Source organism: Kitasatospora sp. NPDC043950 (genome assembly GCF_056435345.1).
The window spans coordinates 1-16,035 of record NZ_JBWKER010000074.1; the positions used below are offsets into that span (position 1 = coordinate 1).

Sequence of the window (16,035 nt, forward strand, 5' to 3'; positions counted from 1 at the left end):
CCCCCTCCCCCCCCCCCCCCCCCCCCCCCCCCCCCCCCCCCCCCCCCCCCCCCCCCCCCCCCCCCCCCCCCCCCCCCCCCCCCCCCCCCCCCCCCGCCGATTTCACGGGAGGCCGTTCATGCGGTTAGACTCGTGAAACTGCTCGGCGAGGGATGCCGTGTGCCTGCTCGCCGGGTGCCCGCTCCGTGATCGACGCGCTGCCGGTGTCGGATTTCCGTCCGTCGGCAGAGGCCGTTACCGCCGAGTGACCCCCGAACGTACTGAGGGTGTGGCCCCGGCGGTTTTTCGCGTTGCCTGCACCCCCGCGCCAGTCTTCCCGAGGAGTGCAGTCGTGTCCGAGATCCGCATCGCCGCTGAGACCCGTTCCGAGTTCGGCAAGGGTGCCGCCCGTCGCGCCCGCCGTGCCGGCTTCGTCCCCGGTGTCGTCTACGGCCACGGCCACGCCCCGGTTCACCTGAACCTGCCGAGCCACGACCTGATGATGGCGCTCAAGACCCCGAACGCCCTGCTGGTCGTGCCGATCGAGGGCAAGGACGAGTACGTGCTGCCCAAGGCCGTGCAGCGCGAGGCCATCAAGCGCACCATCGAGCACGTCGACCTGCTGCTGGTCAAGCGCGGCGAGAAGGTCACCGTCGAGATCCCGGTCCTCACCGAGGGCGAGCTGGCCCCCGGCGGCAACCTGCTGGAGCACGTCCTCAACGCGCTGCCGATCGAGGCCGAGGCCACCCACCTGCCCGAGTCGGTCACCGTCTCGGTCGAGGGCCTGGAGTCCGGTGCCTCCATCCTCGCCAAGGACATCGCCCTGCCGGCCGGCGTCACCCTGGCCGTCGACGCCGACGCCGTCGTGCTGCAGGTCATCGGTGCCCAGGCCGCCCCGGCCGAGGCCGCCGAGGCCGAGGGCGCCGAGGCCTGAGCCTCGCCCCACCAGCTGTGACCGCTGCCCCGGTCGCTCCCCTCGGAGCGGCCGGGGCAGCGGTGTGTCCGGGAAGATGACGTAGAGCGCGCACAGGAGGAGAGAGGGCATGGCGGACGAGTACGAGGGCCCCTGGCTGGTGGTGGGGCTGGGCAACCCGGGCGAGCAGTACGCCCGGAACCGGCACAACATCGGGTTCATGGTGGTGGACCTGCTGGCGCAGCGGATGGGCGCGAAGTTCAAGGCGCACAAGAGCCGGGCGCAGGTGGCCGAAGGACGGCTGTCCGGCCGCCGGGTGGTGCTGGCCAAGCCGATGTCGTTCATGAACCTCTCCGGCGGGCCGGTGACGGCGCTGCGGGACTTCTACAAGGCGCCGGCCTCGGCGCTGGTCGCCGTCCACGACGAGCTGGACATCGACTACGCGGCGCTGCGCCTCAAGCTGGGCGGCGGGGACAACGGCCACAACGGGCTGAAGTCGATCACCAAGTCGCTGGGGCCGGACTACTACCGGGTGCGGTGCGGGATCGGTCGGCCGCCGGGCCGGATGGAGGTCGCGGACTTCGTGCTGAAGGACTTCTCCGGCGCCGAGCGCAAGGAACTGGAGTGGTTCGTGGACCGCTCGGCGGACGCGGTGGAGGCGCTGCTGTCCGAGGGGTTGGAGCGGGCGCAGGGCACCTACAACTCCTGACGCTCCATCAAGTCCGGGAGTGGTGTTACGCAACAGTCGTACAACGCTTGACGGTCCAAACCTGAATCCGTGTGAGAACCCTGTGCGGGATCGGATAGCGTCGGCCTGGTACGCGAACGAGTCCTGGGGAGTTCTCGATGCGGGGTTTTCGTCCGGTCCGCCGACTGCGGCGGCTCCGGGTGGTCCGACTGAAGCAGTTCGGACGGCGGGTCGGCACGGCCGGTGCGCTGGGGGCGGCCGGGGTGCTGCTCTCGGGCGGCGCGGTGGCGCACGCGGACGCGGTGGCCGAGCCGGATCCGGGCGTCTCCGCGGATCCCGCGGCGGCGCAGTTCGGGCCGCTGCTCGGTGACTCGATGGGCACGGACGCCGGGCTGCTGGCGGTCGGCGGCGGCCTGGTGGTCGCGGCCGGCGGCGCCGCGCTGTGGCTGAAGCGCCGGCGCGCGGGCGAGCCGGGCGAGTAGGCCGTGTCCGGGGCCTGGCCGCCCGGGCGATGAGCACGACACCGGGCCGGTGCCCACGGGCGCCGGCCCTTTCGCGTGCCCCGAACCCTTCCGGTACGGGACGGGGCCGCCGCCCACCCCGGAGGGCGGACGGCGGCCCCGTCCCGTACGCGCGGTGGCGTCAGCCGGTGTTGCGCAGGCCGGCGGCGATGCCGTTGACGGTCAGCAGCAGCGCGCGGGCGCGCAGCGGGTCCTCGTGGCGGCCGGTGGCGACCTCATCGCGCTGGCGGCGCAGCAGCGCGACCTGGAGGTAGGAGATCGGGTCGAGGTAGGCGTCGCGGACGGTGAAGGTCTGCTTGAGCACCGGGTTGTGCTCCAGCAGTTCGCCCTCGCCGGTGAGCCGGAGCACCTCGCGCAGGGTGAGGTCGTGCTCGGCGACGATCTGGTCGAAGACGTGGTGCAGTTCGGCGGGCACCAGCTGCTCGACGTAGTGGCGGGCGATCCGCAGGTCGGTCTTGGCCAGCGTCATGGCGACGTTGGACAGGAAGTTGCGGAAGAAGTGCCACTGGCCGTGCATCTCGTCGAGCACGCCGCCGAGGCCGGCCGCGCGGGCGGCGGCGAGGCCGGAGCCGACGCCGTACCATCCGGGGACGATCTGGCGGGACTGGGTCCAGCCGAAGACCCACGGGATGGCCCGCAGGCCGTCGAGGCCGGCGCCGGAGTCGGGGCGGCGGGACGGGCGGGAGCCCAGGTGCAGCGAGGCGAGCTGGTCGACCGGGGTGGCGGCGAAGAAGTACTTCGGCAGGTCGTCCTGCTCGACCAGGGCGCGGTAGGCGGTGTGGGCGGCCGCGGAGACCTGGTCCATCGCGGCGTCCCAGCGGGCCAGTTCCTCGGGGGCCTGGCGCGGGGCGGTGTGCAGCGCGGAGGCGGAGAGGGTGGCGGAGATGGTCAGCTCCAGGTTCTCCCGGGCGAGGGAGGGGAGCAGGTACTTGTCGGAGATGACCTCGCCCTGCTCGGTGACCTTGATCTCGCCCTCCAGGGTGCCCCAGGGCTGGGCCAGGATGGCCTCGTGGGAGGGGCCGCCGCCGCGGCCGACGGTGCCGCCGCGGCCGTGGAACAGGCGCAGCCGGATGCCGTAGCGGTGGGCGACGTCGCGCAGCCGGCGCTGGGCGCGGTGGATCTCCCACTGGGAGGTGGTGATGCCGCCGAACTTGGAGGAGTCGGAGTAGCCGAGCATGACCTCCTGGACGTCGCCGCGCAGCGAGACGAGCAGCCGGTAGGAGGGGTCGGACAGCATCTCGTCGAGGATGAGGTCGGCCTTCTGGAGTTCCTCGGTGGTCTCCAGCAGCGGCACGATGCCGATCTTGGCGATGCCGCCGTGCAGGTCGATCAGGCCGGCCTCGCGGGCCAGGACGGTGGCGGCGAAGACGTCGTCGGCGCCCTGGCACATGGAGATGATGTAGCTCTCGACGATCTCGTCGCCGAAGCGCTCGAAGCCCTCGCGGATGGTGTTGAAGACGCCGAGGGTCTTGGTGCCGGCGGCGTCCAGCGGGGCCGGGGTGGGGGCGAGCGGGCGGCGCGAGCGGAGCTCCTTGGCGAGCAGCTTCTGCCGGTACTCGCGGGGCATGTCGGCGTAGCGCCAGGCCTCCTCGCCGAGGCGGTCGAAGAGCTGGCCGAGGGCGTGGTGGTGGGCCTCGGCGTGCTCGCGGACGTCCATGGTGGCGAGCTGGAGGCCGAAGGCCTCGATGGTGCGGATGGCGCGGGCGAGGCGGCCGTCGGCGATCAGCTCGCCGCGGTGGGAGCGCAGGGAGTCCTGGATGAGCCGCAGGTCGGTGATCAGCTCGCGGGTGCCGAGGTAGTCGCGGCCCTCGACGTGCGGGGTGCCCTGGGCGAGCCGCTCGCGGGTGTTCTCCAGCTTGAGCCGGACGCAGGTGGCCTTGAGGCGGTAGGGCTCCTCGGCGTTCATCCGCTTGTAGCGGGGGCTGAGCTCGGGGAGCTGGTGCAGGTCGGTGTTGAGCGAGGCGAGCAGTTCGACCGAGGCGCCGGCCAGCCGCTCGGAGGTGGAGAGGGTGCTGCGCAGGTCGTCGACGGCGGCCAGGGCGTCCTTGATGCCGTACTCGTGCTGGAGGTTGAGGACGTCCCAGGTGACCTGCGGGGTCACGTTGGGGTTGCCGTCGCGGTCGCCGCCGATCCAGGTGCCGAAGGTGAGCGGGCGGACGCCGTCGGGCAGGGTCAGGCCGACCCGGCCGAGCTCTTCGTGCAGTTCCTCCAGGACCTGGGGGACGGCGTCGCGGTAGAGCTCGTCCAGGTAGTAGACGGCGTTGCGGGCCTCGTCGGTGGGCTCGGGGCGGGCGATGCGCAGCTCGTCGGTCTGCCAGAGCAGGTCGATGACCTCGGCGAGGCGGCGGTCGGCCTGGCGGCGGGCGCTGCTGGTGCGGGCCGGGTCGGCCTGGGAGAGGCCGGCGGCGATCTCCTCGCGGTGGATGCGGTCGAGGAGTTCGCCGATGCGGCGCAGCTTGTTGAGGACGCTGCGGCGGGCGGCCTCGGTGGGGTGGGCGGTGAAGACCGGCCGGACCGCGAGGTGGGCCAGGGTGTTCTCGAGGTGCTTGGGGTCGGCCTCGGCGAGCTGGTCGGCGGTCTGGGCGAGCAGCGAGCCCTCCCGGGCGCGGCGGGTGGCGAACTCGCGGCCGCGGTGCACCTGTTCGGTGACGTTGGCGAGGTGGAAGTAGGTGGAGAAGGCCCGGACCAGCTTGGCGGCGGTGTCCAGGTCGATGTCGGAGAGGAGTTCGGCGGTGGCCTCGCCGTCGGTGCGGCTGAGCAGGCGGACCTGTTCGACCAGGCCCAGTAGCTGGGGGCCTTCCTGGCGGACCAGCGTCTCGCCGAGCAGGTCGCCGAGGCGGCGGATGTCCGCACGCAGGGCCGCGTTGTCGGCAACTGGGCCGGTGGCGTGGACATTGGGGCTGTCCGCCGGGGTGGGGACCGGAGCGGTCACGGCTGGCTCCCTGTGGTGGTGGGGTTCGGCAACGGCTCATCGTCACAGGTCCGCCCGCGTGTGGCGGGTGTGACGCGTGCGGACCGCGCTGTCCGACGCGACCAGCATAGGTGTCGGGGCGGTCGCTGTCCGCGAGGTGGCCGGATGGCGGACAGTGACGTCGCAGGCCGCATGTGGTCTGGACCACTTGAGGGTGCGGCGAGGTGTCGGGGGCAATCCCGGTGGGGAGGGGAGGGGGTTGCCGCTTAGGCTGTCGGCCATGAGCAAGTCGCCTGGGGAGCGCGCGCCGGTCCGGTCGTTCTGGTGGTGGGAGCGGCCTCGCAGCGCCTTCCTGGACATCGGGCTGGCGGTGCTCGCCGCGCTGGAGTGCGCGCTCAGCGCGATCGCCTTCCTCTCCGGCCGGGTGCACCTGGACGCCGCCGGGGTGGCCGGCATCTCGCTGCTCGGCGTGGTGGCGGGCGGTTCGCTGGTGCTGCGCCGCCGCTGGCCGGCCGTACCGGTGCTGGTGACCCTGGTGGCGATGCCGGGGATGCTCGGCGTCCTGCTGCTGGTGGTGTCGCTGTACACGCTGGCGGCGACCTGGGAGTGGCCCACCCGGCGCTGGCGGGTGGTGGCGCTGTCCGCACTGGCCTTCGCCGAGACCGTCGCCGTGATGATGGTGTCGATGCTGACGCCCGGCGACACGGCGGTGGAGCAGCCGCCGCTCTGGGGCCAGGTGCTGATCGCGGTGCTGGTCTCCGTCGGCCTGACCGTCCCGCCGGTGGTCACCGGACTGTACGTGGGCGCGCGGCGGCGGCTGATCGACTCGCTCAAGGACCGCGCGCACGGCCTGGAGACCGAACTGGACCTGCTGGCCGAGCAGGCCCAGGAGCGCGCCCGCCGGGCCCGGCTGGAGGAGCGCACCCGGATCGCCCGGGAGATGCACGACGTGGTGGCGCACCGGGTGTCCCTGATGGTGGTGCACGCCGGGGCGCTGGAACGGATCGTCGCCAAGGACCCGGAGAAGGCCGCGCAGAGCGCCAAGCTGATGGGCGAGGTCGGGCGGCAGGCGCTGAACGAGCTGCGGGAGATCCTCGGCGTGCTGCGGATGGACGACGAGCGCCAGCCGGAGCCGGACTCGCTGGCCGGGCTGCCCCGGCTGGTCGACCAGTCCCGGGCGGCCGGCATGGCGGTGACGCTGACCGTCAGCGGCAGTCGGCAGGAGTTCACCGGCGAGGCCGAGCAGACCGCCTACCGCGTCGTCCAGGAGGGTCTGACCAACGCGCACAAGCACGCGGGCGGCGCACAGGTGTCCGTCCTGCTCGCGTACGCGCCCAACGGGGTGCGGGTGAGCGTGGTGAATGCCTGCCCGGGCGGCGGCGGGGGCGCGGCGAAGCTGCCCAGCGGCGGCAACGGACTGGTCGGGATGCGGGAGCGGGTGATCGCGCTGGGCGGCACCTTCTCCTCCGGGCCGGAGGCGGACGGCGGGTTCCGGGTCGAGGCGGTGCTGCCGTCCCGGCTGGCGGTCCGGGCCGAACGGCTGCGGTGACGCGCCGCCAGGCCCGGCCCGGCGGTCAGGGCGCGTCGGCGGACCGCCCCGGGGCCCGCCGGGCCGCCGTCAGGATCCGTCGGCGGTGCGCAGCCGCTCCGGGGCGGTGCCCAGGACCAGGGTGGTGACGGCCTGGTCGATGCCGTGCCCGAGGAACCACTCGCCGGTGTGGTCCAGGCTGTAGACCCGGCCCTCCTCGTCGACGGCCAGCAGCGCCTGCCCGTACGCCTCCTCGCCGAGCGGGGCGAGCTGGGTGCCCAGGGCGCGGCCGAGGTCGAGCAGGGTGCGCGGCTGGTGCAGCCCGCACAGCGGGTCGATCAGGAACGGGGTGCGGGCCAGTTGGCGGCCCGGGCCGGCCAGGTCGAAGGCGAGGCCGCCGAACTCGGCCCAGGCCTCCACCGCCGCCGGGAACACCGCGTGCCGCAGGCCGGACGGCCCGCCGTACCCGACCAGGGCGTCGGCCCATTCCTCGGCCTGCCGTATCTGCCAGCGGCCGGGGTGCCAGCCGGCCGCCTTGAGCTCGGCGGCGACGTCGGCGGGGAAGCGCGGGCGAACCCGCCCGGCGGGGGCGGCGGACAGGGTGGCCGGCGGTGGCGGGGGCGGGCTGGGCGGGTTCAGGGCGGACTCCAGGGCTCGGGGACAGGGGGCGTACGAGGGCGCGGTCAGGGCGCGGGCGGCCCGACGGCGACGCTCTGCACGGTGAAGTGCTCCAGCATCGGCGCGCAGGAACGGCACGGCGGGGCGTGGGTGCCGTGCGCCGGGTCGCCCTCCTCCCGGATGCGAACGGTCGTCATCCGGGAGCCCTTGAGCGCCTTGCGGGCCTCGTGCAGGGTCATCGGCTTGCGGGCGGCGCGCTTGGAGCGCCGGCCGTCGACCGCGGCCAGGTGCTGGGAGAGCAGGACGGCCTCCGGGCAGCGGCCGGTGAACCGCTCGCGCGCCTCGACGGGCAGCGTGTCCAGGAACTCGCCGACCAGCGGGTGCAGGACCGGCCGTCGGGCGTCCTTGTCCCCGGCCAGGGTGTGCACCTCGCCGCCCTTGAGCGACAGGGCGGCGGCGACGGCGGGCAGCAGGCTGTCGCGGTGGTGGCGCAGCACGGGCGGGCCCGCGGGCTCACCGGTGGTCATGCGTCGTCCTCCTCCTCTGTTCCCGCTGACGGAAGGACCGGTGGGACGGTCCGGGGCAAGCCTGTCAAACGACACCGACATCCGCACAACCGGGGTGCGGGGGCGGACGAACGACCGTGCGGGACCGGCCGGGCCGTCACCCGATCCTCGCCGGACCGGGGCCGGATCCGCACACCGTCGTCACGACTTGTCCGCCGATTTCCCGAAACCACCCCCGGGCCGGGGGCACGGCCGGTACCGTTCCGGCAGCGAGGCCGAAGGGGATCCGGCCGACCGTCCGCGGACGCGCGGACGGGCCCGGACCCGCTGCCCGCGCCGGACGTTGGGGCCGCCGGGGTGGGCCCGCGCCCGCCCCGGCGGCGGAGCGAAGGGGCTCGTGGATGACGTCGGAGCAGCCCGGTCGGAACGGACCACGGCAGCGGTCGGGGGCCTGGGACGCGCAGGCCGCCAACCAGGCGCCCGGCGGGCACGTGCCCACGCCGGGCGAACCGCCCCGGCCGGCGCCGGAACGCCCGGTGGGCCTCGCCGTGGTCGGGGCCGGCTACTGGGGCCCGAAGCTGGTCCGCAACGCGCAGGACACCCCGGCGCTGCGGCTGCACTGGCTGTGCGACCTGGACGAGGCCAAGGCCCGTACCGTGCTGGGGGAGTACAGCACCGTCCGGGCGACCGGCTCCTACCGGCGGGTGCTCGACGACGAACGGGTCGGGGCCGTCGCGGTGGCCACGCCCGCGGCCGCGCACTACCGGCTGGTGCGGGCCGCGCTGGAGGCCGGCAAGCACGTGCTGGTGGAGAAGCCGATCACCACCTCCGCCGCCGAGGCCGCCGAACTCGTCGACCTGGCCGAGCGCAGCGGGCTGGTGCTGATGTGCGACCACACCTTCTGCTACACCCCGGTGGTGCGCCGGATCCGCGAGCTGGTGCACGGCGGCGAGATCGGCGACGTCCAGTTCTTCGACTCGGTGCGGATCAACCTCGGCCTGGTGCAGCCCGACGTGGACGTGCTGTGGGACCTCGCCCCGCACGACCTGTCGATCCTCGACTTCGTGCTGCCGCCCGGCGTCGAACCGGTCGGGGTGTCCGCCCAGGGCGCCGACCCGATCGGCGCCGGCCGGGCCTGCGTGGCGTACCTGACGGTCCGGCTGAGCAACGGCGCGCTGGCCCACTGCCACGTCAACTGGCTCTCCCCGACGAAGGTCCGCACCACGCTGATCGGCGGCTCCCGGCGCACCCTGGTCTGGGACGACCTCAACCCGCAGGCCCGGCTGGCCGTGCACGACCGCGGCGTCGACCTCACCCCGCCCGACCAGCTGACCGACGCGATCCGGCACCGGGCGCTGATCTCCTACCGGGTCGGCGAGATGGTCGCGCCCGCGCTGGTCGAGCAGGAGGCGCTGCGCAACGTGATGGCCGAGTTCGCCGCCGCGATCACCGAGCGCCGGGCCCCGCTCACCGACGGCCGGGCCGGGGTGCGGGTGCTCCAGCTGCTGGAGGCGGCCTCGCTCAGCCTCGAACTCGGCGGTGCCACCGTCCCGGTGGGGTCCGGGGACCGGGCGGCCACCCGGTGAGCGCCGGCATCCCGCCGGTCGACCCGATCCCGCTGGTCGACCTGGCGGCCGCGCACGCCGAGGTCGCGGCCGAGGTCCGGGCCGGCTTCGACCGGGTGCTCGCCTCCGGCGGCTACGTCAAGGGCCCCGAAGTGGACGGCTTCGAGCGGGAGTACGCCGACTTCACCGGCGCCCGGCACTGCGTGGGCGCCGGCAACGGCACCGACGCCCTCGAACTCGCCCTGCGCGCCCTCGACCTGCCGCCCGGCGGCGGCGTCGTGCTGCCCGCCAACACCTTCGTCGCCACCGCCGGGGCCGTACAGCGGGCCGGGCTGCGCCCGGTACTGGTCGACGCCGACCCGGCGCACCTGCTGATCGACCCCGAGCGGGCCGCCGGGGCGCTGCCCGGCGCGGTCGCGCTGCTGCCCGTCCACCTGAACGGCCAGCTCGCCCCGATGGGGCCGCTGCTGGAGCTGGCCGACGGACGGCCGGTGGTGGAGGACGCGGCGCAGTCCCAGGGCGCCCGGCAGCACGGTCGCACCGGCTACGGGCGGATCGCGGCCACCAGCTTCTACCCGGGCAAGAACCTCGGCGGCTACGGCGACGCCGGGGCGGTGCTCACCGACGACGACGAACTCGCCACCGCCGTCCGGCTGATCGGCGACCACGGCGCGCGCGAGAAGTACCGGCACGAGCGGTTCGGCTTCAACTCTCGGATGGACGCGCTGCAGGCCGTCGTGCTGCGGGCCAAGCTGCGCCGGCTGCCCGCCTGGAACGCCGCCCGCCGGGCCGCCGCCGCCCGCTACGACGCCCTGCTCGGCGGCCTCGACGGCCTGACCCTGCCGCGCACCGCGCCCGGCAACGAGCACGTCTGGCACTTGTACGCGGTGCGGATCGGCCCCGGCCGGGACCGCGACGCCGTCCTCGCCGCGCTGCGCGCCGCCGGGATCGGCGCCGGGGTGCACTACCCCGTCCCGGTCCACCTCCAGCCCGCGTTCCGTCACCTCGGCCACCGCGCGGGGGCGTTCCCGGTCGCCGAACGGGCCGCCCGCGAACTGCTCAGCCTGCCGCTGCACCCGCATCTCACCGAGGCGCAGCAGACCAGGGTCGCCGGGGTGCTGGCCGGGGCGCTCGGGCAGCGGCTCTGACGGTTCCCCTTCTCCCGGGCGGGGGCCCGGGCCCGGAGACGACCCCCTACGCTGGTGTCCAGCAAGCGCTTCGAGAATTTGCAGCAGCCAGTGGGGGCTCCCAGATGACGACAGGTCGGCCCGGCGTCGCCGCCGCACCGAACGCGGCGTACGCAGGTCAGGTGGTGCAGTTCCCGGACCCGGTCCGCGCGGAGCGACACCCCGCCGGGGTCCGGGTGGACGAGTACGGCTACCCGGACTTCGGCCCGTACGCCGCCGCCGCGGCCGAGGTCGCCGACCCGCCGGACGGCTTCGGCGTGGACGAGCTGCGGCTGACCGACTACGTGTCGGCCAACGCCGCGCTGTTCACCCAGGGCCACCCGCTCTGGGCCGACCTGGACACCGCCGTCGCCACCCCGCCCGGCTGGACCTGGCACCACGCGGTCGGCCGGGCCGCCCCCGGCTGGCGGCGGATGGAGCTCGTCCCGGTGGAGGTCAAGGCGCTGCTGCGGCACCACGCCGGCCTGGCCACCTCCGCCGCCGACCACACCCGCCGCGGCACCCGCCCGTTGCAGGAGCGCCGGCCCGTGCACTTCTCGCTGGCCAAGGACGGCGGCGACCCGATCGGCGTCCCCGAGGACCTGGTGCAGCGCGCCGAGGAGCGCCTCGGCTACCGGCTGCCCGGCGCCTACCGCACCTTCCTCAAGCTGGGCGGCGGCCGCGCCCCGGTCGGGGTGGCGCTGGACACCGAGCTCGGCATGCTGCTCGACCAGCCCTTCCTCACCCTCAGCGAGGAGTACGGCACCCAGGACGTCGTGTACGCCAACAAGTGCCTGCGCGACCACCTCACCAAGGACTACCTGGGCGTCGCCTACGCGCAGGGCGGCATCGTCGCGCTCAAGGTGCGCGGCGACCGGGCCGGCTCGGTCTGGTTCCACCTGTACGACGACGCCCGCGACACCGGCGCGCCGGAGGCCCCGGAGGACCGCTGCGCCCGGCTGCTGCTGCCCTGCGGCGAGGACTTCGACGCGTTCCTGCTGCGGCTGGCCGGCAGCCCGCCGGAGCTGGAGACGGTCGCGGAGCTGATGGTGGACGGCGGGTTCGCCCGGGCCGTCCCGGTGGACTGACGTGGCCGCGGCGGTGGAACGAGCGGGGACGACGAGGATGAGGGCAGGGGTGAACCGGGCGTGGTGACGTACGCGCAGGCGCAGGAGCTCGCCGAGGAGTGGATCAACGGCGGGGTGCCGCAGCCGCGGCAGCGCGAGGTACGGGTCCGGGAGTTCGACCTGGGCTTCGTCTGCTGGGCGGTGGCCCCCGGGGACGGGACGGCGGGGCCGTCGGGGGCGGGGGACGGGTCGGCCGGCGAGGCGCGACTGGTGATCGCCCGGGACTCCGGCGCGACCACGCTCTGGCCCGCGCTGCCCGTCAACGAGGTGGTCCGGCAGTACGAGGAGGCGTACGGGCGGCCGGTCGCGGCCAACCCGGCGGGGGCGGCGAAGCCCGCGCCAGGGCCGGTCGAGGCGACGTCCTTCCTGCTCAGCCCGCCGCAGTGGCTGCAGGAGGCGGGGGCCGCGGCGATCGCGGCGGAGGCGGAGCGGCTGGGGGGCCAGGGGGCTCCGGCTGCCGTTGCTCCGGTGGCCGAGCCGCCCGCGCCGGTCGCTGCGGCGCCCGCCGTGCCGTCCGGTCCCGCTGGTTTCGCCGTCCCGCCGCAGGCCCCGGCCCCCGTGCCGGTGCCGCCGGCCGGGGCCGAGGCGGCCACCGTCCTGATGCCCGAGGGGCTGCGGACCACCGGCTCCGACGTGCCCGACGCGCCCGCGCCGGCCGGGGCCGAGGCCGCGACCGTGCTGATGCCGCCGGAGGGTGGCTACGGCATGCCGCCGGTCCCGCCGCCCGCCGCCCAGCCGCCCGCCGTCGTCCCGCTGCCCGTGCCCTCCGCCGTCCCGCCGCCCGCGGCCGTCGAGCCGGCGCCGACGCTGCTCGCGTCGCCGGACACCGTGCCGGGGCTGATGGGCCTGCCGGGTGCGCCGTCCGGGCCGCCCGGCGGGGTGGAGCAGACGCCGACCGTCCTGGCACCGCCCGCCGCCGCCCCGCAGCCGGCCGCGCCGGTGGAGCACGCGCCGACCGTGCTCGCCGCGCCCGGCGGCCTGCCCGGCCTGGGCGGTCCGCCCGCTGCCTCGGCGCCCGGGGCTCCCGCGGCCCCGGCGCCGACTGCGCCGCCGCAGGCCGGGCTCGGCCGCAACCCGGGGTCGGCCCCGCCGCCGCCTCCTCCGGCCGCGCTGCGCGGTGGCGCGTCCGGTCCGGGCGCGCACGGCGTCGCGCTCGGCCGCAGTTCGGCCTCCGCCCCGCCGCCCCCCCCGCCCGCCGGGCTGCGGCACACCCCGGGGGCCGGCGTGCCCGCCGCGGGCCCCGGAGGCCGCGCGGCCGGTTCGACCCCGCCGCCCCCGCCTCCGGCGGGCCTGCGCGGGGCCGTCGCCCCGGCGCCCGCCCCGGTGCCGCCGGCCGCGCCCGCCTCCGGCGCGGCGTACGAGGCGACCCAGCTGGCCGAGGCGGTCGACCCGGCGCTGCTGGGCGCCGTGCCGGCCGACCCGGGCACCCCGCCGTCCGGCGGCCCCGCCGTCCCGCCGCCGCCCGGCGGTCCGGCGGCCCCCGCCGCGCCCGCGGCCGGGTACGGCTACCCGAACGCGGGCGGTGCGGCCCCGGCCGTCCCGCCAGCGCCGGTGCCCGGCGTGCCGCAGGGCGCCGCCGTCCCGCCGGGGGTGCCGGCGGTCGGCCCCGGCTACTTCGCCGCGCTGAGCTACCGGGGCCCGGACGGCTCCGAGCAGAAGCTGCTGCACCGCAGCGAGCCCGGCACCCCGCACCCCGAGTGGAAGATCCTCCAGGACCTGCGGCGGCTGAACGTACCGCCGGAGCAGGTGCTGGAGCTCTACACCGAGCTGGAGTCGTGCGACCTGCCGGGCGGCTACTGCAACCGCATGATCGCCGCGTCCTGGCCGAACGTCCGGCTCACCCACACCGCCGCCTACGGCCGCGACCACGCGTCCCGGCAGGCCGGCATGGCCGAGCTGCTCGACCACCTGGACGAGCTGCACCAGCTGGCCTCCGGGGCCCAGCGGGTCCGCCCGTCCCGGGTGCCGCTGCCCGCGCCGGGGACGGTCCAGCCGCTGCCGCCGCCCCCGCCGCAGCAGCTCGCCCAGGAGCTCGGGGCGGCCTTCGGCCAGAACGTGTTCCGCTACGAGCAGCGCGCGGTCTCCCGTCAGGGCGTGCCCGAGCCGGTGTCGCAGGCCCTGGTGTGGGCGGGGCTGCCGCGCGACTTCGGCCCGTTTTTCTGGGCGCAGGCGCAGGAGGGTCGGCCGATCCCGACGCTCGCCGAGCTGGCCGCCGAGCGCGGTCTGCCCGCGGCCCCGGACTTCGGCGGCTACCTGGTGCTCGGCAACGACTACGGCCGCCAGCTCTGTGTCCAGTACGGCACCGCGAACGTGGTCGCCGTGGACGTCGACGGAACCGGGCAGCCGCCCCGGTTCGTCAACACGGGTGTACCGGAGTTCGTCCGCGCGATGGCCCTGCTGGGCCGGATGTGGCGGCTGCGGTACGGGCTGACCCCGGACCAGGCCGGTCGCTGGACGACCGACTTCCAGGCGCAGCTCGCCGCGATCGACCCGGCGGCCCTGCAGACGGCGGACACGTGGTGGGCCGTGCTGCTGGAGCAGTTCTGGGACGGCCTGCTGTAGCGGGTCGTCGCGGATCCTCGCAGGTGGGGAGGGGTCGTTCCGGTGTTTGGAACGACCCCTCCGGCATGCCGTCCCGGCTGTGCCTCGTTGGGGTTTCGCCCGGATCTGCGCAAAATAGGTCAAGAGGATGGGTCTTTTCGTCCGGTCCTCGACGTATTCCGGTCCGCCAGGCGTCCGATTTCGGCCCTGGCCGCCGAACCGGTTCCGGATCCGTCCGTTCCGTCCGATCATGGGCTCCGCAGCCCGCGACATGAGGGGAAGAGCCCATGAGCGACGCCGTCCCCGAGTACGGCTTCACCTCTGCCCGGCGCGGTTACGCGCCCGAGCAGGTCGACCGAGCCCTCACCGCCCTCACCGCTCAGCGCGACGAGGCGTGGGAGCGGCTGAGCGTCCTCGGCGCCGGGCTCCGGCAGATGGAGGCCCGGCTGGCCGACATCCGCCGGGCCGCCGAGGACGCCCCGGAGCCCGACTACGAGGTGCTCAGTGAGCAGGCCGCCGGACTGGCGGTGATGGCCCAGAACGAGGCGCGCGCCGTCCGGGAGAAGGCCGAGCGCTTCTCGGAGGATCTCCGGGACGAGGTCTACGAGGCCGGCCAGGCCCTCGGCCACGCCGCCAAGGAGTACGCCGCCACCACCCGCTCCGAGGCCGACCAGGCCGCCCGGCGTACCGACGAGCGCACCCGCGCCGAGGCCGAGGGCATCCGGGCCGAGGCCGACCGGGAGAGCCGCAGCGCCCGGGACGCCGCCACCTCCTACGCCGCCAAGGTGCGGGTGGCCGCCGCCGAGGCCGGCGAGCAGGCCGAGGCCACGCTCGCCGAACTGCGCCGCAAGGCCGACGAGACCTTCGCCCAGGCCCAGACCAAGGCCGACGCCGAGGACGCCCAGGTCTCCGCGACCGCCGAGCGCCGGGTCAAGGAGGCCGAGCAGCACCGGGAGACCGTGCTCGGCCGGATCAAGCAGCTGGAGACCGACGCCCAGGCCAAGGCCGACCAGCTGATCGAGCAGGCCCGCCGGGAGGCCGAGCGGATCAACGCGGCGAGCGAACGCGAGCAGGGCGAGTTCGACGGCCGTCTGGAGACCGTGCAGAAGCACCTGGACCACATCAAGGCCACGCTGGCCTCGCTCACCGGCGCGGCGGTCGGCGCCATCGAGCCGGAGCGGCTGGCGGCGGCGGTCGCGGGGCCGGTCGCCGACGCGGCGCCGGTGGACGCGGCGCCGGTGGACTCGGAGGCGGACACCGGCGAGATCGAGGTGGCCGACCTGCGGAAGGCCGTCGCACCGGCGGCGCGGGAGAAGCCGGTGGCCGGGCCGCGGATGCCGGTGGTGGGCGGGGCCGTCGCCGGGGCCGCGAGCGGTTCCGGCGCGCCCGCCGGCAAGGCGCCCGCCGGGGCGGTGGCGACCGGTCCGGTCGCGCCGGCCGCGGCGCCGCCGAAGCCGGTCGGACCGCCCCGGTCGGCGGAGGCCGACAGGGACGGCGAAGGCGCCGAGAAGGAGCCGCAGGAGGAGACCCGGGTCATCCCGAAGATCGTCATCGTGGACGACGGTGCCGGCTACGCCACCCCGAACACGGTGAGCTACCGGCGCCGCTGACCGCCGCGCCGGCGCCTCCGCCGGCGGCTCGCCCGTGATCATCCCGGGTGGGCTTCGCGTCCTGGGCCCTGACCGCTCCCACCGGGCGGCCAGGGCCTGCGCGTTGCGGCCGACCAGCCGGCGCCGGCGGCCGGCCGGGACGGCGAACCGAAGAGGAGCGGTACGGCTTCACCGCCGACCAGGGGCACCAGGTGATGACGTACGGCGTCGGCCCGTCCCGCCGGTGGTCGCCGCGCCCGTGGCGGCGGCGGTGGGGGGGGGGGGGGGGCGGGCGGGTGGGGGGCACTGGTGGGGTCTAGAACCATGGTGGCCCTCCCGAAAGGGGGGCCCGGTTTCTTCCGCTTGGGGGGGGGCTCCCCCCC

Annotated in this window: 12 protein-coding genes; 9 read left to right on the plus strand and 3 right to left on the minus strand. The window is 75.7% G+C overall.

Features of this window, described 5'->3' with window-relative positions:
• Window positions 1–331 precede the first annotated feature (331 nt).
• From AC07BF_RS33835 to AC07BF_RS33845, 3 genes are all read left to right on the plus strand, one after another.
• Window positions 332–913, plus strand: a complete 582-nt coding sequence (locus AC07BF_RS33835; protein ID WP_363588396.1) for a 50S ribosomal protein L25/general stress protein Ctc — start codon at window positions 332–334, stop codon at window positions 911–913.
• A gap of 109 nt (window positions 914–1,022) precedes the next feature.
• Entirely contained in the window at window positions 1,023–1,601 is a 579-nt protein-coding gene (pth, locus tag AC07BF_RS33840; RefSeq protein ID WP_063348046.1) for an aminoacyl-tRNA hydrolase, read from the plus strand.
• Between the two features lie 137 nt (window positions 1,602–1,738).
• Window positions 1,739–2,062, plus strand: a complete 324-nt coding sequence (locus tag AC07BF_RS33845) for a hypothetical protein (RefSeq protein WP_350877739.1) — start codon at window positions 1,739–1,741, stop codon at window positions 2,060–2,062.
• Between the two features lie 160 nt (window positions 2,063–2,222).
• On the opposite strand, the gene ppc is transcribed toward AC07BF_RS33845, so the two are convergent.
• The gene (ppc, locus tag AC07BF_RS33850) at window positions 2,223–4,958 is read right to left on the minus strand and encodes a phosphoenolpyruvate carboxylase (RefSeq protein ID WP_363588404.1); all 2,736 of its coding nucleotides are present in this window, start codon (window positions 4,956–4,958) and stop codon (window positions 2,223–2,225) included.
• Between the two features lie 334 nt (window positions 4,959–5,292).
• Here ppc and AC07BF_RS33855 point away from each other — a divergent pair, with 334 nt between their 5' ends.
• Complete coding sequence (locus AC07BF_RS33855; RefSeq protein WP_400809463.1) at window positions 5,293–6,561, plus strand: sensor histidine kinase; 1,269 nt, start codon at window positions 5,293–5,295, stop codon at window positions 6,559–6,561.
• Window positions 6,562–6,630: 69 nt separating this feature from the next.
• Here AC07BF_RS33855 and AC07BF_RS33860 read toward each other — a convergent pair whose 3' ends face one another.
• Together AC07BF_RS33860 and AC07BF_RS33865 are read right to left on the minus strand one after the other, a co-directional pair.
• Entirely contained in the window at window positions 6,631–7,140 is a 510-nt protein-coding gene (locus AC07BF_RS33860; RefSeq protein WP_363630194.1) for an SUKH-3 domain-containing protein, read from the minus strand.
• A gap of 83 nt (window positions 7,141–7,223) precedes the next feature.
• The gene (locus tag AC07BF_RS33865; protein ID WP_350877742.1) at window positions 7,224–7,685 is read right to left on the minus strand and encodes a YwqJ-related putative deaminase; all 462 of its coding nucleotides are present in this window, start codon (window positions 7,683–7,685) and stop codon (window positions 7,224–7,226) included.
• A 380-nt stretch (window positions 7,686–8,065) separates the two neighbouring features.
• On the opposite strand from AC07BF_RS33865, the gene AC07BF_RS33870 reads away from it, so the two are divergent.
• From AC07BF_RS33870 to AC07BF_RS33890, 5 genes are all read left to right on the plus strand, one after another.
• Window positions 8,066–9,250: a Gfo/Idh/MocA family protein gene (locus tag AC07BF_RS33870; protein ID WP_363588391.1), complete on the plus strand. Its 1,185-nt coding sequence runs from the start codon at window positions 8,066–8,068 to the stop codon at window positions 9,248–9,250.
• Window positions 9,247–10,377, plus strand: coding sequence for a DegT/DnrJ/EryC1/StrS family aminotransferase (locus AC07BF_RS33875; RefSeq protein WP_363588389.1), 1,131 nt, complete (start codon window positions 9,247–9,249; stop codon window positions 10,375–10,377). Before AC07BF_RS33870 ends, AC07BF_RS33875 begins: the two co-directional genes overlap by 4 nt.
• Before the next feature lie 104 nt (window positions 10,378–10,481).
• On the plus strand, window positions 10,482–11,483 hold the full coding sequence (locus tag AC07BF_RS33880) for an HNH endonuclease (RefSeq protein WP_363588387.1): 1,002 nt from the start codon (window positions 10,482–10,484) through the stop codon (window positions 11,481–11,483).
• A gap of 60 nt (window positions 11,484–11,543) precedes the next feature.
• Window positions 11,544–14,084 (plus strand): SUKH-4 family immunity protein, encoded by a 2,541-nt coding sequence (locus AC07BF_RS33885; protein ID WP_363588385.1) that lies wholly within the window; start codon window positions 11,544–11,546, stop codon window positions 14,082–14,084.
• Between the two features lie 266 nt (window positions 14,085–14,350).
• The gene (locus tag AC07BF_RS33890; RefSeq protein WP_400988676.1) at window positions 14,351–15,673 is read left to right on the plus strand and encodes a coiled-coil domain-containing protein; all 1,323 of its coding nucleotides are present in this window, start codon (window positions 14,351–14,353) and stop codon (window positions 15,671–15,673) included.
• Window positions 15,674–16,035 lie beyond the last annotated feature (362 nt).